The organism is Bacillus sp. ATD (genome assembly GCF_050585765.1).
Taxonomy (GTDB): domain Bacteria; phylum Bacillota; class Bacilli; order Bacillales; family Bacillaceae; genus Bacillus; species Bacillus stercoris.
In genome coordinates, this window is sequence record NZ_JBOBQH010000003.1 from 362,811 (window position 1) to 382,086 (window position 19,276).

At 41.6% G+C, this 19,276-nt stretch carries 20 protein-coding genes; 7 read left to right on the top strand and 13 right to left on the bottom strand.

The annotated features are described in order from the left end of the window. Nucleotides 1-11 precede the first annotated feature (11 nt). Complete coding sequence (locus ACQXR1_RS10105; protein ID WP_095431390.1) at nt 12-650, top strand: YktB family protein; 639 nt, start codon at nt 12-14, stop codon at nt 648-650. Between the two features lie 32 nt (nt 651-682). Here the strand turns inward: ACQXR1_RS10105 and ACQXR1_RS10110 are convergent, their stop codons facing one another. After that, complete coding sequence (locus ACQXR1_RS10110) at nt 683-949, bottom strand: UPF0223 family protein (protein WP_014663837.1); 267 nt, start codon at nt 947-949, stop codon at nt 683-685. A 184-nt stretch (nt 950-1,133) separates the two neighbouring features. Here ACQXR1_RS10110 and speA point away from each other — a divergent pair, with 184 nt between their 5' ends. Continuing rightward, the gene (gene speA / locus ACQXR1_RS10115) at nt 1,134-2,606 is read left to right on the top strand and encodes an arginine decarboxylase (protein WP_014663836.1); all 1,473 of its coding nucleotides are present in this window, start codon (nt 1,134-1,136) and stop codon (nt 2,604-2,606) included. Between the two features lie 38 nt (nt 2,607-2,644). Here the strand turns inward: speA and ACQXR1_RS10120 are convergent, their stop codons facing one another. After that, nucleotides 2,645-2,764, bottom strand: coding sequence for a GapA-binding peptide SR1P (locus ACQXR1_RS10120; protein ID WP_003232305.1), 120 nt, complete (start codon nt 2,762-2,764; stop codon nt 2,645-2,647). A gap of 411 nt (nt 2,765-3,175) precedes the next feature. Between ACQXR1_RS10120 and slp the strand changes: the two genes are divergently transcribed. Further along, a complete protein-coding gene (gene slp, locus ACQXR1_RS10125) occupies nt 3,176-3,550 on the top strand; it encodes a peptidoglycan-associated lipoprotein Slp (RefSeq protein ID WP_040083253.1) in 375 nt (124 codons plus the stop codon). Nucleotides 3,551-3,594: 44 nt separating this feature from the next. On the opposite strand, the gene lpdA is transcribed toward slp, so the two are convergent. The 5 genes from lpdA to ACQXR1_RS10150 all read right to left on the bottom strand — a co-directional run bounded on the left by lpdA (nt 3,595) and on the right by ACQXR1_RS10150 (nt 9,642). Next, nucleotides 3,595-5,007 (bottom strand): dihydrolipoyl dehydrogenase, encoded by a 1,413-nt coding sequence (lpdA, locus tag ACQXR1_RS10130; RefSeq protein ID WP_014663834.1) that lies wholly within the window; start codon nt 5,005-5,007, stop codon nt 3,595-3,597. A gap of 4 nt (nt 5,008-5,011) precedes the next feature. Then, nucleotides 5,012-6,340 (bottom strand): pyruvate dehydrogenase complex dihydrolipoyllysine-residue acetyltransferase, encoded by a 1,329-nt coding sequence (gene pdhC / locus ACQXR1_RS10135; RefSeq protein WP_014663833.1) that lies wholly within the window; start codon nt 6,338-6,340, stop codon nt 5,012-5,014. A gap of 112 nt (nt 6,341-6,452) precedes the next feature. Beyond that, nucleotides 6,453-7,430 (bottom strand): pyruvate dehydrogenase complex E1 component subunit beta, encoded by a 978-nt coding sequence (gene pdhB / locus ACQXR1_RS10140; protein ID WP_014113660.1) that lies wholly within the window; start codon nt 7,428-7,430, stop codon nt 6,453-6,455. Between the two features lie 3 nt (nt 7,431-7,433). Next, the gene (gene pdhA / locus ACQXR1_RS10145; RefSeq protein WP_003222294.1) at nt 7,434-8,549 is read right to left on the bottom strand and encodes a pyruvate dehydrogenase (acetyl-transferring) E1 component subunit alpha; all 1,116 of its coding nucleotides are present in this window, start codon (nt 8,547-8,549) and stop codon (nt 7,434-7,436) included. A 421-nt stretch (nt 8,550-8,970) separates the two neighbouring features. Beyond that, on the bottom strand, nt 8,971-9,642 hold the full coding sequence (locus ACQXR1_RS10150; protein ID WP_306289836.1) for a YkyA family protein: 672 nt from the start codon (nt 9,640-9,642) through the stop codon (nt 8,971-8,973). Nucleotides 9,643-9,853: 211 nt separating this feature from the next. Between ACQXR1_RS10150 and ACQXR1_RS10155 the strand changes: the two genes are divergently transcribed. Further along, a complete protein-coding gene (locus tag ACQXR1_RS10155; RefSeq protein ID WP_014663830.1) occupies nt 9,854-10,012 on the top strand; it encodes a YjcZ family sporulation protein in 159 nt (52 codons plus the stop codon). Nucleotides 10,013-10,119: 107 nt separating this feature from the next. Next, on the top strand, nt 10,120-10,674 hold the full coding sequence (def, locus tag ACQXR1_RS10160; RefSeq protein WP_069149536.1) for a peptide deformylase: 555 nt from the start codon (nt 10,120-10,122) through the stop codon (nt 10,672-10,674). 35 nt (nt 10,675-10,709) lie between these two features. On the opposite strand, the gene ACQXR1_RS10165 is transcribed toward def, so the two are convergent. Next, a complete protein-coding gene (locus tag ACQXR1_RS10165; protein ID WP_069838827.1) occupies nt 10,710-11,483 on the bottom strand; it encodes a Cof-type HAD-IIB family hydrolase in 774 nt (257 codons plus the stop codon). Between the two features lie 385 nt (nt 11,484-11,868). On the opposite strand from ACQXR1_RS10165, the gene rnpZA reads away from it, so the two are divergent. Both rnpZA and rnjA read left to right on the top strand, forming a co-directional pair. Next, a complete protein-coding gene (gene rnpZA / locus ACQXR1_RS10170) occupies nt 11,869-12,078 on the top strand; it encodes an RNA polymerase subunit omega 1 (protein WP_003222303.1) in 210 nt (69 codons plus the stop codon). Between the two features lie 5 nt (nt 12,079-12,083). After that, nucleotides 12,084-13,751: a ribonuclease J1 gene (gene rnjA, locus ACQXR1_RS10175; RefSeq protein WP_003245660.1), complete on the top strand. Its 1,668-nt coding sequence runs from the start codon at nt 12,084-12,086 to the stop codon at nt 13,749-13,751. Between the two features lie 35 nt (nt 13,752-13,786). Here rnjA and ade read toward each other — a convergent pair whose 3' ends face one another. From ade to abhA, 5 genes are all read right to left on the bottom strand, one after another. Then, a complete protein-coding gene (gene ade, locus ACQXR1_RS10180) occupies nt 13,787-15,520 on the bottom strand; it encodes an adenine deaminase (RefSeq protein WP_430772052.1) in 1,734 nt (577 codons plus the stop codon). 154 nt (nt 15,521-15,674) lie between these two features. Next, complete coding sequence (gene ktrC / locus ACQXR1_RS10185) at nt 15,675-16,340, bottom strand: Ktr system potassium transporter KtrC (RefSeq protein WP_003222311.1); 666 nt, start codon at nt 16,338-16,340, stop codon at nt 15,675-15,677. Between the two features lie 62 nt (nt 16,341-16,402). Next, entirely contained in the window at nt 16,403-17,230 is an 828-nt protein-coding gene (locus tag ACQXR1_RS10190; protein ID WP_243571882.1) for a gamma-glutamylcyclotransferase, read from the bottom strand. Nucleotides 17,231-17,245: 15 nt separating this feature from the next. Beyond that, complete coding sequence (gene kinC, locus ACQXR1_RS10195) at nt 17,246-18,532, bottom strand: two-component sensor histidine kinase KinC (protein WP_040083258.1); 1,287 nt, start codon at nt 18,530-18,532, stop codon at nt 17,246-17,248. Nucleotides 18,533-18,722: 190 nt separating this feature from the next. Continuing rightward, on the bottom strand, nt 18,723-19,001 hold the full coding sequence (gene abhA / locus ACQXR1_RS10200) for a transcriptional regulator AbhA (protein ID WP_014663823.1): 279 nt from the start codon (nt 18,999-19,001) through the stop codon (nt 18,723-18,725). Nucleotides 19,002-19,276 lie beyond the last annotated feature (275 nt).

The window sequence follows — 19,276 nt, forward strand, 5'->3', positions numbered from 1 at the left end:
GGAGGAAAATCATGACACAAATGCGTTTCACTGAAGAAGACTTTAATACATTTACAATAGAAGGCTTAGACGCACGCATGGAGGTATTAAAAGAGACGGTCCGCCCCAAGCTTACAGCTCTAGGCGAACATTTTGCCCCGACTTTAACAGCATCAACCGGAGATGAAATGTTTCCGCATGTGGCAAAGCACGCAAGAAGATCCGTCAATCCCCCTGCTGACAGCTGGGTGGCGTTCGCAAACAGCAAAAGAGGCTATAAAAAACTGCCGCATTTCCAGATTGGTTTATGGGAAAGCCACGTCTTTGTGTGGTTCGCAATTATTTATGAATCCCCTATCAAAGAAGAATACGGCAAATTGCTTGAAGCAAATCAGGAAACCATTACGAAAAATATTCCTGACAGCTTCGTTTGGTCCGCGGATCACACAAAACCGGGAGTACATAAACAGTCTGAAATGGACAAGGAACAGCTGAAGACTCTGTTTGAGCGTTTGCAGACTGTAAAGAAAGCCGAGCTGTTATGCGGCATACAGCTTCAAAAAGAAGAAGTGCTGAATATGAATAACCAGGAATTCCTTCAGCATATCGAGGACGCCTTTAAGCAGCTTGCTTTTCTGTACCGTCTCACCCAAAAAGTATCACAAGCATAAAAAAGAGCCGGGCTATCCCCCGGCTCTTTTTCCTACATTTTAATCTTCGCCTGATCAGATTCTCTCGCCTGTTTGACCGTGCGATATGGAGAATATGTACTTTGTTCCTCAAACTCGCCGCATAGCTTTTTTTCCTCTGCCTTCCCCGGCACAATTTCCTTGAAACGGCGGTAAGCTTTAAGCAGTTCTTCGCGGTCTGCCCCTTTTTCATATGCTAGCTCAACCTGCTGGAAAAATGCAATCACATCTACTGCTTCTTCGGTTGTCCAGTCTTCGTTCATCGGATATTGGTACTCCATTTTCTTCACTCCTTATAAAATTACTTCCTTTAAGAGAAAGCATCTTCATTAGATCATAAATTGTTCTTTACATTCTTTCAAGTTCATAATATAATTCATTTGTTTTACGTCTAAAAAACGGTTGAGAAACTGATTTTAATACACACTATTATGCATAGGTATGATTACAAAGGTGGGAAAACAATTGTCGCAACATGAAACACCCTTATATACAGGACTGAAAAAGCATGCAAGCAGACAGCCTGTTCAATTCCACATTCCCGGCCATAAAAAAGGGGCAGGAATGGACCCGGAATTCAGACAATTCATCGGTGAAAACGCGTTAAGCATAGATTTAATTAATATTGAGCCATTAGACGATCTGCACGCGCCAAAAGGCATTATTAAACAAGCACAGGATCTTGCTGCTGAAGCATTTGGCGCGGATCACACATTTTTTTCTGTTCAAGGAACGAGCGGCGCCATTATGACAATGGTAATGGCTGTTTGCGGACCTGGCGATAAAATTATTATTCCAAGAAATGTTCATAAATCAATTATGACAGCTATTGTATTTTCCGGAGCGGTTCCAATTTTTATTCATCCTGAAATTGACAATGAATTGGGCATCTCGCACGGCATTACACTTGAATCTGCAAAACGGGCGCTTACCGAACATCCGGATGCAAAAGGGCTTCTTGTCATCAACCCGACATATTTCGGGGTTGCAGCCGACTTAAAGAGCATTGTAGAACTCGCTCATTCGTTTGATGTGCCAGTGCTTGTGGATGAAGCACACGGCGTTCATATTCACTTTCACGACGAATTGCCGCTATCGGCCATGCAGGCAGGAGCTGATATCGCAGCGACAAGTGTACACAAGCTGGGCGGATCACTCACGCAAAGTTCGATTTTAAACATGAGAGAGGGCCTTGTATCTAAAGACCGAGTGCAATCCATCCTGAGCATGCTGACAACGACGTCAACTTCTTACTTGCTTCTCGCTTCTTTGGATGTTGCCAGAAAACGCCTTGCAACAGAAGGCCGCGAGCTTGCTGAGGAGACACTCAAGCTTGCCAATCAGACGAGAGATCGCCTCAACCAGATTGGAGGCATTTATTGTGTCGGTTCTGAAATTCTTGGTTCGAAAGCAGCTTACAGCTATGATCCGACAAAATTGATTATCTCTGTGAAAAATCTTGGCCTGACAGGACATGACGTGGAAAAATGGCTTCGTGAATCCTTTAATATTGAGGTTGAGCTTTCTGACCTGTACAATATTTTGTGTATTTTCACTCCTGGTGACAGCCAAAATGATGCAGACCAGCTTGTAGAGGCTTTAACTGAGATCGCACAGCAAATGTCAGAACAAGATGTCACACATCAGCAAACTGAGGTATTGCTTCCGGAAATACCTTTATTGGCAATGACTCCGCGTGATGCTTTCTATGCAAATACGGAAGTCATCCCATTGAAAGAAGCATCCGGACGGATTATCGCTGAATTTGTCATGGTATATCCGCCTGGTATTCCAATCTTCATTCCAGGAGAAATTATTACAGAAGAAAACATTAGCTACATTTTTAAAAACCTTGACGCAGGCCTCCCTGTTCAAGGACCCGAGGACTCGACTTTACATATGATCCGGGTCATCAAAGAGCAAAAAGCAATTCAATAAAAAATAAAAAGCATGCGGCTTAAAGCCGCATGCTTTTATTACTCTTCATCAACAGGACATTGGCATTGTCCGCAGCATGTTCCGTATAATGTTGTCACTTTCTCATCTTCAAAGTAATGAATGGCTTCGTTGCAATCTTGACAAACAATCGTTCCCATCTCTTAATCCCCATTTCTTTGAAATTTGAAAACGCTTAATTTCTTTTGTTGTTATTATATTAATATGACACATTTAAAATGTCAACAATAAACTGTATAACACATTTAATTTTAATTCATCATATACATCGTGTTTTTTCATTTTTACAATTTCTTATTCATACAGCAGCTTTATCCGATATATATGCCGCAACACATAAGGTAATTTCACGTTTTCTTGAACTTTCATTAAAGAATGCAGCAAAATTCAAAATACCCCCAGGTTGCTATTTTAAACGATTGATATCATATGTAATCTCACTTTAAAAACGGTTTCAATTATATAACAATTAGGTAACAAGAAGCAGTTTAAGCCGCCTCTCGTGATAAACTAAAGCTAGTTAACTACTGTTTATACAGAGGAGAAGATAGATGCGATATCGCGCGGTATTCCCCATGCTGATAATAGTACTTGCTTTATCGGGCTGTACGCTTTCCACCATCAATCCGATGAAAAAAAGCCGGATTGACAACATTCATCATACACAAATCCTGTTTTTTTCTGATGAGAACCAAATAGACCAGGAAGCGCCTTATTACGACGCACTGCTTGATTTAGAAAAAGATTATCCCGAGCAAATAGATAAAATGAAGGTTTATGATAAAAAAGAAGGCTGGGAAGATGAGATTGAAACTGTCCCTACCCTTATGGTTGTTGATCAGCGCCATGTCGTGGTGAAAATCGAGGGATGTGTGAAAAAGAAAGAAGACATCATTAAACCATTACAGCACGTGCTGTCAAAATAAAAAAACAGCCCCGCTTTGAGCGAGGGCTGTTTTTGATGTTCAATTTATTTTACGATATGGATCGGACTTCCGATTGCCACTTCAGCTGCTTCCATTGTGATTTCGCCCAATGTTGGGTGAGCGTGAATTGTCATCGCGATATCTTCAGCAGTCATGCCGCCTTCGATCGCTAAGCTTAATTCAGAGATCATATCAGAAGCACTTGCTCCGGCGATTTGCGCACCGATCACAAGACCGTCTTCTTTACGAGTGATCAGCTTCATGAAGCCGTCTGTTTCGTTAAGAGAAAGCGCGCGTCCGTTTGCTGCAAATGGGAATTTAGCAGCAACAATGTCAAGACCTTCTTCTTTCGCCTGTGCTTCAGTGTAACCAACTGATGCAAGTTCAGGCTCAGAGAAAACAACCGCAGGAATACCAAGGTAATCGATTTCTGCAGGCTCTCCAGCGATAGCTTCTGCAGCGATTTTACCTTCGTAAGATGCTTTATGAGCAAGCGGCGGTCCTTCGATGATATCACCGATTGCATAAATGTTAGGTACGTTTGTGCGGCACTGTTTGTCAGTTTTCACGACACCGCGGTCTGTCATTTCAATACCGACTTGCTCAAGACCAAGCTCATCAGTGTTTGGACGGCGTCCTACTGTAATCAATACATAATCAGCATCAACCGTTTTTTCTTCGCCTTTTACTTCGAAAGTAACTGTTACGCCGTCTGGTCTTTCTTCAACGCCTTTAGCCATCGCATTTGTATGGATTTCAACGTTTCCTTTTTTCTTCAGTCTGCGTGTAACAAGAGAACTCATTTGTTTTTCGAAGCCAGGAAGAATTTCTTCTCCGCCTTCAAGAATAACAAGCTCAGTACCGAAGTTAGCATACGCAGTTCCAAGCTCAGTACCGATGTATCCGCCACCGATAACAACAAGCTTTTTAGGAATTTCTTTAAGAGCTAAAGCGCCTGTTGAATTCAGGACACGCTCACTATATTTGAAGTTTGGCAATTCGATAGGACGAGAACCAGTAGCAATGATTGCGTTTTTGAACGTGTATGTTTGAGCAGAGTTCTCATCCATCACACGAACTGAATTGCTGTCTACAAAGTAAGCTTCACCTTTTACAACATCTACTTTGTTTCCTTTAAGAAGACCTGCTACACCGCCAGTAAGTTTGTTGACAACAGAAGCTTTCCATTCTTGAACTTTTGTGAAATCAACTGTTACGTTCTCAGCAGTGATTCCCATGTCATCAGAATGCTTTGCATTCTCATAACGATGACCTGCGTTGATCAGCGCTTTTGAAGGGATACATCCAACGTTCAGACAAACGCCTCCAAGAGTTGCTTTTTCAACGACTGTTACTTTTTGTCCAAGCTGTGCAGCGCGGATGGCAGCTACATAGCCGCCAGGTCCCGCACCAATTACAAGAGTATCTGTTTCAATAGGGAAATCTCCTACTACCATAACATTACGCCTCCATTAAAATTAATTGTGGATCGTTCAGTAAACGCTTGATGTGATTTAATGCATTTTGCGCAGTTGCTCCGTCGATCATACGGTGGTCGAAGCTGAGAGAAAGAGCTAAGACTGGAGCTGCTACGATTTCGCCATCACGAACAATCGCTTTTTCTGCAATGCGTCCGATACCAAGAATCGCAACTTCTGGATGGTTGATAACCGGAGTGAACCATTGTCCGCCGGCAGAACCGATGTTTGTAATTGTGCAAGATGCGCCTTTCATTTCAGCTGGAGCAAGCTTGCCTTCACGAGCTTTTGTTGCAAGGCCATTGATTTCATCAGAAATTTCAAAGACAGATTTACGATCTGCATTTTTCACAACCGGTACAAGCAAGCCTTTTTCAGTGTCAGCAGCGATACCGATGTTGAAGTAATGTTTTTGGATAACTTCATCTGTTTTATCGTCAATTGACGTGTTTAAAACAGGGAATTTTTTCAGTGCAGATGTAAGAGCTTTTACAACGTAAGGCAAGTAAGTCAGCTTGATTCCTTGATCAGCAGCAACTTGTTTGAACTGTTTACGATGTGCAACAAGGTTTGTTACGTCCACTTCGTCCATTAACGTTACGTGAGGAGCAGTGTGTTTAGAGTTAACCATCGCTTTCGCAATTGCTTTACGGATACCGCTCATTTTTTCGCGTGTTTCTGGGAATTCGCCCTCAGGAGCTGGTGCAGCAGCCGGTTTAGCAGCTGTTTCTTGTGGTGCAGCCGTTTCTTGCGGCGCAGCTTCTTGCGCTCCTCCGTTTACAAAGCTGTCGATATCCTCTTTGACAACACGTCCGTTGTTGCCAGAACCAGTTACTTTACGGATGTCTACGCCTTTTTCACGAGCATATTTGCGTACAGAAGGCATAGCGATCACGCGTTTGTTCGGGTCAACTTCAGCTTGGTCTTGCTGTCCTGCACCAGTAGCTTTTGCAGGCTCTTTAGCTTGCTCTTCTTTCGCAACGTCTTGTCCAGCTTCTGCAGTTGACTGAACTTGTGCTTCAGTTTTCGCTTCGTCAGACTCATCGCTGCCTTTAAATTGAAGATCTTCGTAACCAGGTGCATCAAACGTAATGATCGTTTGTCCAACAGTTGCAACCGTTCCCTCTTCAACTTTTAATTCTAATACTTTTCCTTTAACAGGTGAAGGAATTTCTACTACTGCTTTATCATTTTGGACTTCAGCCAGTACATCATCTTCGTCTACCTCGTCGTTAGGCTTGACAAACCATTTTACGATTTCGCCTTCGTGGATACCTTCCCCGATATCTGGAAGTTTAAATTCAAATGCCACAGTTCTCGACCTCCTAGTATGATTAAGCAATTTTAAAGTTACATCGTAAGCATTGAAAACAGATATATAATAGAGGGAAAACGTCATCTTCCCTCTTGATTATGCAGTTTGATTAAAATTCAAGTACTTTTCTTGCTGTTTCAAGAACGTCTTTATGGTTTGGAAGCCATACGCTCTCAGCTTGAGAGAAAGGAAATACTGTATCAGGCGCAGCTACGCGAAGTACAGGTGCTTCCAAGCTCAAGATTGCACGGTCATTAATTTCTGCTACTACGTTTGCAGCAATACCGGCTTGTTTTTGCGCCTCTTGAACGACAATCGCGCGTCCTGTTTTTTCTACAGATGCGATGATTGTATCGATATCAAGCGGGCTTACAGTACGAAGGTCGACAACTTCAGCAGAGATGCCGTCTTTTTCAAGCTCCTCAGCAGCTTTTAATGATTCATGAACCATTGCGCCGTAAGTGATGATTGAAAGATCAGTACCTTCACGTTTCACGTCAGCTTTTCCAAGCTCAATTGTGTATTCTTCTTCAGGAACTTCCTGACGGAAAGAACGGTAAAGCTTCATGTGCTCTAAGAAAACAACAGGATCGTTGTCTCTGATCGCAGAAATTAAAAGTCCTTTGGCATCGTAAGGAGTTGATGGAATAACAACTTTGATACCAGGCTGTTGTGCAACAAGACCTTCTAAGCTGTCAGCGTGAAGTTCAGGCGTATGAACACCGCCGCCGAATGGAGAACGAATTGTTACAGGTGAAGTCCAGCGTCCGCCAGAACGGTAGCGCATACGAGCCATTTGGCCGGAAACTGAATCCATTACTTCGTAAACAAATCCGAAGAATTGGATTTCCATTACCGGACGGAAGCCGTTTAAGCCTAAACCAAGGGCAAGACCGCCGATACCAGATTCAGCAAGTGGCGTGTCAAACACACGGTCTTCACCGAATTCTTTTTGCAATCCTTCTGTCGCACGGAATACGCCGCCGTTTACACCAACGTCTTCTCCGAAAACTAAGACATTTTCGTCATTTTTCAGTTCTGTGCGTAACGCATCCGTGATTGCTTGAATCATTGTCATTTGCGCCATGGCTTACTTCGACTCCTTCTGTGTATAAATTTCAAATTGCTCCTCAAGGTTGTGAGGCATTTTTTCGTACATGATTTTCATTAAATCAGTTACTTTTTGCTTCGGTTCAGCATCAGCTTTTTTGATCGCTTGCTTAATTTCTTCTTTCGCATCCTCAATTACTTTTGCTTCTTCTTCTTCAGACCATAAGCCTTTGTTTTCAAGGAACGCACGGAAGCGTACAAGCGGATCTTTTTGCTCCCACTCATTTTCGATTTCTTTTGTACGATATTTAGTAGGATCGTCACCAGCCATTGTGTGCGGGCCATAACGGAATGTAAGTGTTTCAATTAGTGTCGGACCTTCGCCGTTGATTGCACGCTCACGTGCTTCAGCAGTTGCTGCGTATACAGCAAGCGGATCCATTCCGTCTACTTGTACGCCAACAATACCGGCAGCTACAGCTTTTTGTGCAATTGTTTCAGCTGCAGATTGTTTTTCAACAGGAGTTGAAATCGCGTAACGGTTGTTTTGCACCACGAAGATTGCAGGTGCTTTATAAGCGCCGGCAAAGTTAATTCCTTCGTAGAAGTCCCCTTGAGAAGCTCCGCCGTCACCAGTGTAAGTGATTGCAACAGCTTTCTTACCGCGTTTTTTAAGACCTAGCGCAACACCGGCAGTTTGAATGTATTGAGCACCGATAATGATTTGTGGAGAAAGGGCATTCACATCATCAGGCATTTGGTTTCCTCTGAAATGTCCGCGAGAGAAAAGAAACGCTTGATATAATGGAAGGCCGTGCCAAATTAACTGAGGCACATCACGGTATCCAGGAAGAACAAAGTCTTCTTTTTCAAGCGCGAAATGCGTTGCAATCTGAGAAGCTTCTTGACCCGCAGTAGGAGCGTAAAATCCGAGACGTCCTTGACGGTTTAATGAGATAGAGCGCTGATCAAGCACACGCGTAAATACCATGCGGCGCATTAGCTCTTTTAATTGATCATCAGTTAAATCAGGCATCGCCGCTTCATTCACGACTTCTCCCTTTTCATTTAAAATTTGGAACGTTTCGAACTGCTTTTTAATGGCATCAAATTGCTTCTTACTGTCAACGATAGCTTTTTTCGTTTTTGCAGCCATACTAAGTCACCTCTTCCTTTCTTTTAAACAGTCATTAGACGTGCATTCCTTTTATACATACAAACTTAGGGTACCCTAAAGTATCAGCAGTAAGTCGTATATATTTTAGCCGATCCCCAGTTTGCCAAAACCTTTTATGTAGGATAGTTACACTCTGCTTTGAACTGTATTATTTCGAAGTTGTAAAAAACTAATACAACACCGCTTAACATGGATTAGTTTACACCAAATAAAGAAGAGCCGTCAATCGTTTTCATCGCTGATTTTCAATAAATGTATTCGCTTTACATTTTCATTGAAAAAACAGATGTCAACTGCACCCAAAACTGTACTAGTATACCTCACTATGCTGTACTACAATAGAAATGAAAATTTTGAAAAAAATCTGCATCGCATTTATTTAAAAAAAGAGCTGATCGAGTCAGCTCTTTTTCACATGATAGCCTGCAGCATCATATAAATCTTCACGGGCTTTATTATATTTTTGCGTTTGCACATTAAATTCTCCGTTATATTTATGGATCTTTTCATAAGAAACATTAACTTTATCGATCTGCTGATCCAGATCATCTCTTGTCAAGTCTTTGTTTTTTAGCTGCATATACAGCTTTTTATTAAGCTTAAGCGCTTTTTGATACTCTTCATACATGGAGCCATATGATGTATACCTTTTCTCCATGTGGTTTGCTGCGGCATAGGCCTTTTCTTTTATGTCTTTTTCCTTAATATGTTCTGCTGACGTTTTTGCTTCTTCAAATTCCGATTCCGATTTTTTCATGCTGTCATTTTCAAGCTTCAGATGTTCTTCGCGCTTGCTGACATTTTCAAGCGCCTCATTAGATAAAGCTACAATTTTTTTATAATCATCCATATTGAGCTTCATCACACTATCGTAAAGCTGATTTTCTTTTGCCTCTAACTCTTTGAGTGTTTTTTGTTCTTCTTGAAACGGTTTTTCCGACTCTGCGGCTTTTTCTAATGAATGATGAAGTGAATCAACCGGGTCCTGCTCCATGCATCCTGTTAATATCAGTAGCATAGAACAAAAAGCTCCAATCATTATTACAGGCCGCCATTTTATTGCGTCTATCACGTTGAATCCCCCAATCTTGACAATTTCTACTATAGAATCCATGGGGACATTTGGCAATAGCTGTGCTGTATAAATGCATACTGAAATTAAATCAAAAAGTGAAAAATCAGGACAGATGACCATACAACTTTTTAGTTTTTACATAGGTTATAGTAGACGCTATGCCTACTTAATAAGGCTCTGGCGTAATTAAAAGAGGAGGTTATGTAATATGTATGGATATGGTTTCGGCGGAGGCTGCTGCGGTTATGGTGGTTACGGATATGGTGGCTACGGATATGGCTACGGCCGCACCTTTGCGCTAATCGTTGTTTTATTCATTCTGTTAATCATTGTCGGAGCTGCTTATTTAGGCGGAGGCTGTTGCTAACCACACAGCATGAACTTGACCAGCCATATACGGCTGGTCATTCGTTCGTTGCACCTTTGTGAAGAAATCCGATATAATTTACATATTAAGCTTTAGGAGTGAGTTTCTTGATTACTATGGAAAACATCGTACGTGACGGCCATCCAGCCCTCAGAGAGACTGCAGAACCAGTTGAGCTGCCTCCAACTGATGCAGAAAAACAGCAGCTGGCCGACATGATCGAATTTGTTAAAAACAGCCAAAATCCGGAATTAGCCGAAAAATACAAGCTGCGCCCTGGCGTAGGACTCGCAGCTCCTCAAATTAATATCAAAAAACGAATGATCGCCGTTCATGCGGAAGATGCTTCCGGCAAGTTGTACAGTTATGCACTGTTTAATCCTAAGATCGTCAGCCATTCAGTTGAAAAAAGCTACTTAACAAGCGGCGAGGGCTGCCTGTCTGTGGATGAAGCGATTCCCGGTTATGTTCCCCGCTATGCTCGCATCAGAGTAAAAGGAACAACACTAGAAGGCGAAAACATTGATATTCGTTTAAAAGGGTTTCCGGCTATTGTGTTTCAGCATGAGATCGATCATTTGAACGGCGTTATGTTCTATGATCATATTGATAAAGAAAATCCTTTTCAAGAGCCTGAAAATGCAATCGCAATTGAACGCTAAAAGAAAAAACGGCTGGCATAATGCCAGCCGTCTCTTTATTTTAAAAGGCCCAATTCTTTGACAGCGTATGCAATCCCATCCTCGTCCACCGGCTTTGTTACAAAGTCCGCGATTTCCTTCAATTCAGGAACAGCGTTTCCCATAGCAACGCCTGTTCCAACATATTCAATCATTTGCAGATCATTTAATCCGTCGCCGAAAGCATATGTATCTCCGACATCAAACGGAAGACGCTCGATGACTTTTTTGATCCCTTCTGCCTTCGAGCCTCCGTGAGGCAAAACATCAGTCGATAGCTCATGCCAGCGCACTAGATCAAACTCAGGAAAAGCGGCATAAGCTTTTTCTTCTTCATCCTGACAGAATAAAAGAAGCTGAAAAATTTCTTTTCCTTCATAAAAAAGGTCATCGGTCTCCGGATAATCGGTTTTAAGGCTGCCGATTCCCTCGAGAATATGAGGGTGATCCGCAACTGTGGCTTTCATCGTGTCTTCAGCCATAAACACAACAGGATGTTTGTCTTTCCCCGCCTGTTTTAATAATCGTCTGATTGCATCTTCAGGCAGCGGATTTTTATAAATCACTTGATTTTCAAAGACAACATACTGTCCATTGTAGGAAATAAATGAGTTGATCCCAAGCTCCTCCAAAATCGGCTTAACCATAAACGGCGACCGGCCGCTGGCAATAAACACATGATGCCCTTGGCGCTGCAGCTCCGCCACGGTTTTTCTCGTACTTTCCGGTATATTCTTATCATGATCATATAACGTGCCGTCAATATCAAAAAAGATTAATTTTGAATCCATCGCAACTTCCCCTTTATCGTCTAGTTCTGCAATTCCCACCCTCATCATACAAAAAGTTTGTCATTCAGCAAACAATTTCGTTCAAAAATCATATTAAATTCCATTAATAACCACGAAAAGTCTTCCTTAATCTCCGTATACTATTAGTATAAAAGAACTCTGGGACAAATTTTTTATTAAAGGAGGGACTGGCTAATGCTGCGTAAATTAAGAAAGAAACTCAGAAGACAATGGAACGGAATGCTCCGCAAGAAAGCCATTGCCTGACAAGGGATCTTTCACTTTTTGAGAGGTCCTTATTTTGCTCAAGGCTTTCCTTATATTCCGTTTTCGAATATAATAGAATGAGCGAGTCTAACATACGGCATTTAAGGAGAGATTTGGAATGATTTATAAGGTATTTTATCAAGAAAAGGCTGACGAAGTACCTGTACGGGAAAAGACAGATTCACTTTATATTGAAGGCGTATCTGAGCGTGACGTCAGAACAAAGCTGAAAGAAAAGAAATTTAATATTGAGTTTATTACACCTGTGGATGGTGCATTCTTAGAATATGAACAACAGAGCGAAAATTTTAAAGTATTGGAGTTATGAGCGGTATGAAATTTGTAAAAAATGATCAGACTGCTGTTTTCGCCCTCGGAGGTTTGGGCGAAATCGGTAAAAATACGTACGCGGTGCAATTCCAAGATGAAATTGTGCTGATTGATGCGGGGATCAAGTTTCCCGAGGACGAACTGCTCGGAATTGACTACGTTATCCCTGATTATACGTATTTAGTCAAAAACGAAGATAAAATTAAAGGGCTTTTTATCACCCACGGTCACGAAGACCACATCGGCGGTATTCCATATCTGCTCAGACAAGTGAATATTCCTGTATACGGCGGAAAACTCGCGATCGGCTTACTTCGGAATAAACTTGAAGAGCATGGATTATTAAGACAAACGAAACTAAACATTATCGGCGAGGATGATATCGTAAAGTTCCGCAAAACGGCCGTGTCATTCTTTAGAACGACACACAGTATTCCAGATTCCTACGGCATTGTTGTAAAAACGCCACCTGGAAACATCGTACATACTGGGGATTTCAAATTCGACTTTACTCCAGTCGGAGAGCCGGCAAACTTAACGAAAATGGCCGAAATCGGAAAAGAAGGCGTTTTATGCCTTCTTTCAGACAGCACAAACAGTGAAAACCCTGAGTTCACCATGTCTGAGCGCCGTGTAGGAGAAAGCATTCATGACATTTTCCGCAAGGTGGACGGCCGAATTATCTTCGCTACATTTGCGTCGAATATTCACCGCTTGCAGCAGGTAATCGAGGCTGCTGTACAAAATGGAAGAAAAGTTGCCGTATTTGGACGCAGTATGGAATCGGCTATCGAAATTGGACAGACACTCGGTTATATTAACTGTCCTAAAAATACGTTTATTGAGCATAACGAAATCAATCGTATGCCTGCTAATAAAGTAACGATTTTATGTACAGGAAGCCAAGGGGAACCAATGGCGGCGTTATCAAGAATTGCAAATGGCACACACCGCCAAATTTCAATCAATCCTGGGGATACAGTCGTATTTTCTTCATCCCCTATCCCAGGCAACACAATCAGTGTGAGTCGGACGATCAACCAGCTGTATCGCGCGGGTGCTGAGGTTATTCACGGCCCTCTTAACGATATCCATACATCTGGTCACGGCGGACAGGAAGAACAGAAGCTGATGCTCCGTTTAATCAAGCCTAAATTCTTCATGCCGATTCACGGTGAGTACAGAATGCAAAAGATGCATGTCAAGCTTGCAACAGATTGCGGCATCCCAGAGGAAAACTGCTTTATCATGGATAACGGTGAAGTATTAGCGCTTAAAGGCGATGAGGCTTCGGTTGCAGGAAAAATCCCGTCCGGTTCAGTATACATTGACGGAAGCGGTATCGGTGATATTGGCAATATCGTACTTCGTGATCGCAGAATTCTCTCTGAAGAAGGCCTTGTCATCGTTGTTGTCAGCATTGACATGGACGACTTCAAGATTTCAGCGGGTCCTGATTTGATTTCCAGAGGATTTGTATACATGAGAGAATCTGGCGACTTGATCAACGACGCTCAAGAGCTCATTTCAAATCACTTACAAAAAGTCATGGAACGAAAAACGACTCAATGGTCTGAAATCAAAAACGAGATTACAGACACTCTTGCACCTTTCTTGTACGAAAAAACAAAGCGCCGTCCGATGATCCTGCCGATCATTATGGAGGTTTGAAAAAAAGATGCACTCACTTAGGGAGTGCATCTTTTTTATTGCAGTGATATATGTTGAAATGATTTTACATCAAATAATCCTGTTGTCGTCATTTTGATATCAGGAATAACAGGCAAAGCTAAAAACGACAATGTCAAAAATGGATTAAATCCGCCTGTGAAACCGACTAACGACAATTGATCATGCAGCGTCAGCAAGCTTTGATTCACTTGCTCCGCGGTTTGGTCGGATAATAACCCTGCAATCGGCAGCGGTACTGAATGGAGCTCTTCTCCATTTTTTATAATCGTTAATCCTCCGCCAATTTCCTGCAGTTTATTTACTGCCGCCGCAATATCCTCATCATTCGTTCCAACGGCAATAATATTATGGGAGTCGTGTGAAATGGTTGTGGCGATTGCTCCGCTCTTGAATCCAAATCCTTTCACAACACCAAGCCCGATTTCTTTTAATCCTTTATGCCGCTCAACAACTGCAATCTTTAACAAATCGAGCTCAGTGTCAGACTCAAAGTTGCGGGCACCAGAAGCCGGAACATGTACTAATCGTGTTTCAAGCTGGTTTGGAATGATTTGAATGACATTGAGCTGCTGCTCTGAATCAATTGGCATAATTAAGTCCTGTTTGTTAAGAGGAGCAGCAATCTTAACAGAGTCAAGCAGTGCCGGTTCTGATGCTGCAGTTGAAGCATGCTCCTGATAGACTGCTTTGCTGTCTTCAGCAACAGTCTGTCCTTTTATCATCGTCCTTGTGACAATGACATTTTCCAGATCAGAGACAAAGAGCAAGTCAGCGTCAAAACCCGGGGCAATTGCTCCCTTTGTATCTAGTCCGTAGCATTCGGCTGCATTGAGGCTTCCTAATTGATAAGCTATAAACGGATCAAGTCCGGCTTGAATCGCCATTTTCACCTGATGATTCACACTTCCCTCTGACAGCAAATCATCCACATGCTTATCATCTGTACAGAAAAAGAAACGGCGTGAGTTCTTTTCATTCACCGCCGGCAGCACATTGAGAGTATTTTTTGCGACTGAACCCTCACGCATCATGACATACATGCCCCTTCTGATACGATCAAGAGCTTCTTCCTTCGATGTTACTTCATGATCGTTTGAAACAAATGCGGTTCTATAAATGTTAATGAGGTCTGTTGATAAACCGGCTAAATGGCCGTCTATCCGTTTTCCTGCAACACGTGCATCAAGCAGTTTCTGAACCATATCTTCTTCAGCCTGCTGAACCGACACATAATCCATAACTTCAGCCAGCCCTAATACTTCTTCTTCTTCATAAAAAGGCTTGAGATTGGCAGCTTTGAGAATTGCGCCTGATCGCTCAAAACTTGCGGCAGGCACACTGGAAGGAAGCATGAAAAAAATGTTCAGCGGTGTATGCCGAGATTGTTCAAGCATAAACGCAATCCCTTTTTCCCCAGACACATTCGCGATCTCATGCGGGTCTGTAACAACGGTCGTCACGCCATGAGGCAATACTGCTTTAGCAAACTCTATCGGTGTAACCATTGATGACTCAATATGTACATGCCCATCAATAAAACCCGGGACAATCATTTGTCCCTCTGCATCAATGACATTTTCGCCTTCATAGTCGCCAAGGCCTACAATAACTCCGTCTGTAATCGCAATATCTTCATATATCCACTCTTGATTATATACGTCCATCATTTTTCCGTTCTTAATGACGATATCAGCTTTTTGTCTTCGGGCTGAAGCATTCAGCCTATTGACTAGCGCTTCTTTATTCAAATAGGCCCCTCCTCTTTTTTATTATATGGTACAATATGCTATCGGATCGCCTATGCTTAGTCAATAAAATGTTAAGAAATTGACGCTCGGTTCATTAAAGTTGTTATATTCTGATAATATTAAAACCGCCCTCTGTGGACGGTTTTTTTTACTGCTATTTTGTATGAAGAACTCTTTTTTCAAAACGGGAGATGTCTGTGACTGACCCAATAACAATAAGTATATCTTCTTGGTGGATGACTTCGGTTGCAAGCGGTGATACGATGACTTCCTTGCCCCTTTTAATGGCTACAATGTTAATACCGTATTTTGCACGTATATCTAAATCAAGAAGTGTATTTCCAGCCAGACGGCTGTTAGCTACGATTTCAACAAGACTATGCTCTTCAGACAGCTCCAAATAGTCAAGTACATTGTTGGACACGATATTATGTGCAATTCTTTTTGCCATATCGCGTTCCGGGTGTACAATGTGATCCGCACCGATTTTAGACAGCACTTTTTCGTGATAATCGTTCTGTGCTTTAACTGTAATCGTATGAACGCCGAGTTCTTTCAGAATGAGTGTTGTTAAAATACTCGCTTGAATATTTTCCCCGATGGCTACAATCACGTGGTCAAAATTTCGCAGGCCTAAATTTTTCAGGACAGATTCGTCTGTTGAATCACCGATAACGGCGTGAGATGCTATCTTGGCATACTCGTTGACTTTATCTTCATCGATATCCATTGCCATAACCTCGACGCCTTCTTCGCTTAATGCTTTGCAAATACTGCCGCCAAAACGGCCCAGCCCAATTACCGCAAATTCTTTTTTCATAGTGGTGCTCCTTTATATAACATCATATTGATCAAATTTTATCATAATCTTTTGTTACAGTGTTATCCTTTTGGCAGCGAATTCATATGCTGCTTAAGCTTTTCAGTAAATTCAGGCGACAAATACAGCTCCGCTCCGCGTTCAATTTCAATCTGATAGTGCTGAGGCGGAGCAATTTCCGCTTCTTTTTGGAGGACGAGAAAGGTTAAGCAGTCTGTATAGTGCCTTCCGCCTGCTTCAACGTCCACAAATGCCGGCCGATACGTAAGTGATTCAACGCCCTCTCTTTTATATAGATAGGAGAGAGCAGAATAAGGGATCCGATATAAAACGCCTTCTGTTATTCCTCCGTCTTCCAGCATATCCGCTCTTGAGCCGTCTTCCCTTTTTAACGTGAAGCGGGTCGTGTATCCTTTTAAAACAGCTCTTCCCACTGGATCTTGAAAATAGTGACTGACTCCCGCCTTTTGAAAGCGGGCATGATCCATGCATGATCCATAGGCAAAATAATAAACGGGATTTTTCGATTTGCTGATCATCTGATGTTCTTTCCAGTCGCCAATGCTTATTTTCGTAAAACCGGCACACTCGTCTTTGTTCATAAAATAAATAAGCGCATTTTTAATTCCGACATCGGTTTCTATAAACACCATTTGTTTATGATATCCTTGAAAAAATTGATCAAGCTTATGTATACACAATTCGTCTGCTTCATATACTTCGCCGTATATATAACCTTCACCATTTAAAACGGCTGCGGGCCCCTCTTTGGCAGCAAACATACTTCCTTTTGTTCTGGCCTGCTCATTGATACATGCCGATTGCGCCAGCAAATAATGGTTTTTTTCATGCTTTCTTAGTGTCCCGTATACAAACAGAAGCGAGTTCATATTATTTTTCTCCTCTCAGCTGTCTGATTTTAAAGGCAAAACCACTTGAAAGACGCTGCCTTTTCCAGCTTCGCTTTCGATTTTCAATTCCCCGTCATGTTCCTTCAAGATTCTCAAACAAATGGGAAGTCCCAATCCGGTACCCTTTTCTTTTGTGGAATAAAAAGGTTTGCCAATCTGCTTCAGTTTTTCCTGCGGCATACCGCTTCCTTCATCCTTTACGCTTATCACTGCATGAGAGGCGGTTTTTGCAGTTGAAATGGTTACGACACCGCCCTGTGGCATTGCCTCAATTCCGTTTTTAATGATATTGATAAAAACCTGCTTTAGCTGATTTTCGTCCCCGTTAATCATACAGCCATCTGTCTCTTTAAAATGTTTTTCTATGACGATATTGGACAGAATAGCATTGGTATCAAGCAATGTCGTGACTTGTTTCAAAATCTCATTAAGCTGGTGCGTTTTGAATGTAATCGCCTGTGGTTTTGCAAGCAGCAACAGCTCGCTGAGAACTAAATCGATTCTTTTAATCTCTGAAAAGATGATGTCAAAATAGTCTTTTCTGTCCGGATATTGTGTTTTCATAATCTGGAGGAAACCGCTGACAGATGTTAAAGGGTTTCTGACCTCATGAGCAATACCGGCGGCAAGTTCACTTGTGATTGATAGTTTCTGGGATTCCCTCGCCAGCCGTTCATTAATCTCAATGAGCTCATCTTCAGCCTCTTTCCGCTCAGTGATATCTGACATTGTACCCAGGCTGCCTGTAAATTGGTCATCCCGGTCATAGTAAAGTTTATAATGAACTTCTCCCCAAAAAATCGTGCCGTTCTTTGTCACGTATTTTGCCGTAAACATGCCAGAAGACGCCTTGTTTTGGATTTGTGTGTTAATGTGGTCCGCTACGTGCTTTTCTTTTATGAAGTAATCATTATACATCGTTCCCATACATTCACTGATTGAAAAGCCGGTTATTGATGCCCACGCTTGGTTTAAATATGTAATTTCGCCTTTTGCATTCGTTTGAAATACGATTTCCTGCAAATTATCCATGATACGGTTTTTTTCTTCAGAAAGCTGCTTATACTTCCATTCGTTATCCTTCATTTTCTTAACCAGCTGCTGTTTCTCATCAATATAATAAGCCAGCATCCAGACACTCACCAGCGTGACTGCAGTATACACAATATCAACAGGCCAATTAATCGGGTTTTTGCCTATAAAATAAAATAAATAATCCCAAAACATTATAAAAATCATTGCCAAAATGATGGAAATGATACGAGCTTGATATTTTCTCATATGACCACCTGCCGCTTGTGTTTCTCTACTTATTGTACCATTCTTCGACAAATAATTGAGTAAAATATGTAAAGTATCCCAAATCATTCATTACCAAATATTCTTGATGTCTTATCTTAGGCGGCGGTAATCAAAAATTGGCACGCAAAAAAGGCGGAGATGATATCGCTCCGCCTTTTTCAACATAATTTTATTCTTTTAAAGCGGCTTGAATTTCTTCGAGAAGCAGCTGTGCACCCTCAGGGCTTAGCGTAATTTTGCCGTTGCCGTAATCTTTATTTTCTGAAGTGATTTCTCCAGTCATTAAACAAACGCCATGAGGTTTGTACTTTTTCAAGATAATTTTATCTCCGTCAACAAAAAACTCAATGCTGTCTTTTATGGCAATATCCAGTGCCCGTCTTAACTCTATCGGCATAACAATGCGGCCTAATTCATCTACTTTTCTCACAACACCTATTGATTTCATAAAAACCCTTCTTCCTTTAAATGTTTCTTTTCTCATGTAATGTTTAAGGATGCACCTCAATATATCGTAGACGAATGAAACTCAAAAAAAGTTTCCCGCTTTCTATAAGAATCACAAGATATTTTTTCCATAAAACCGAAAAATGTATTACTTCTGTTACACAGCTCCTTGATTTTTTACAAAAACATTTCTTTACCGACACACACCCCCAAAAATCGCAGTATTTCTGAGAAACTTTAAATGTAGAATCATATTAAATTAGGATAGAGATTGGG

Bases quoted from the DNA above. Each gene is read 5' to 3' on its own strand.
- pdhA (WP_003222294.1), bottom strand. From the start codon at position 8,549: ATGGCTGCAAAAACGAAAAAAGCTATCGTTGACAGTAAGAAGCAATTT.
- ACQXR1_RS10105 (WP_095431390.1), top strand. From the start codon at position 12: ATGACACAAATGCGTTTCACTGAAGAAGACTTTAATACATTTACAATA.
- ACQXR1_RS10155 (WP_014663830.1), top strand. From the start codon at position 9,854: ATGTATGGATATGGTTTCGGCGGAGGCTGCTGCGGTTATGGTGGTTAC.
- kinC (WP_040083258.1), bottom strand. From the start codon at position 18,532: ATGAGAAAATATCAAGCTCGTATCATTTCCATCATTTTGGCAATGATT.
- rnjA (WP_003245660.1), top strand. From the start codon at position 12,084: ATGAAATTTGTAAAAAATGATCAGACTGCTGTTTTCGCCCTCGGAGGT.
- ACQXR1_RS10190 (WP_243571882.1), bottom strand. From the start codon at position 17,230: ATGAACTCGCTTCTGTTTGTATACGGGACACTAAGAAAGCATGAAAAA.
- ACQXR1_RS10110 (WP_014663837.1), bottom strand. From the start codon at position 949: ATGGAGTACCAATATCCGATGAACGAAGACTGGACAACCGAAGAAGCA.
- rnpZA (WP_003222303.1), top strand. From the start codon at position 11,869: ATGATTTATAAGGTATTTTATCAAGAAAAGGCTGACGAAGTACCTGTA.
- abhA (WP_014663823.1), bottom strand. From the start codon at position 19,001: ATGAAATCAATAGGTGTTGTGAGAAAAGTAGATGAATTAGGCCGCATT.
- ACQXR1_RS10165 (WP_069838827.1), bottom strand. From the start codon at position 11,483: ATGGATTCAAAATTAATCTTTTTTGATATTGACGGCACGTTATATGAT.
- slp (WP_040083253.1), top strand. From the start codon at position 3,176: ATGCGATATCGCGCGGTATTCCCCATGCTGATAATAGTACTTGCTTTA.
- ktrC (WP_003222311.1), bottom strand. From the start codon at position 16,340: ATGAAAAAAGAATTTGCGGTAATTGGGCTGGGCCGTTTTGGCGGCAGT.
- pdhB (WP_014113660.1), bottom strand. From the start codon at position 7,430: ATGGCGCAAATGACAATGATTCAAGCAATCACGGATGCGTTACGCACA.
- lpdA (WP_014663834.1), bottom strand. From the start codon at position 5,007: ATGGTAGTAGGAGATTTCCCTATTGAAACAGATACTCTTGTAATTGGT.
- ACQXR1_RS10120 (WP_003232305.1), bottom strand. From the start codon at position 2,764: ATGGGAACGATTGTTTGTCAAGATTGCAACGAAGCCATTCATTACTTT.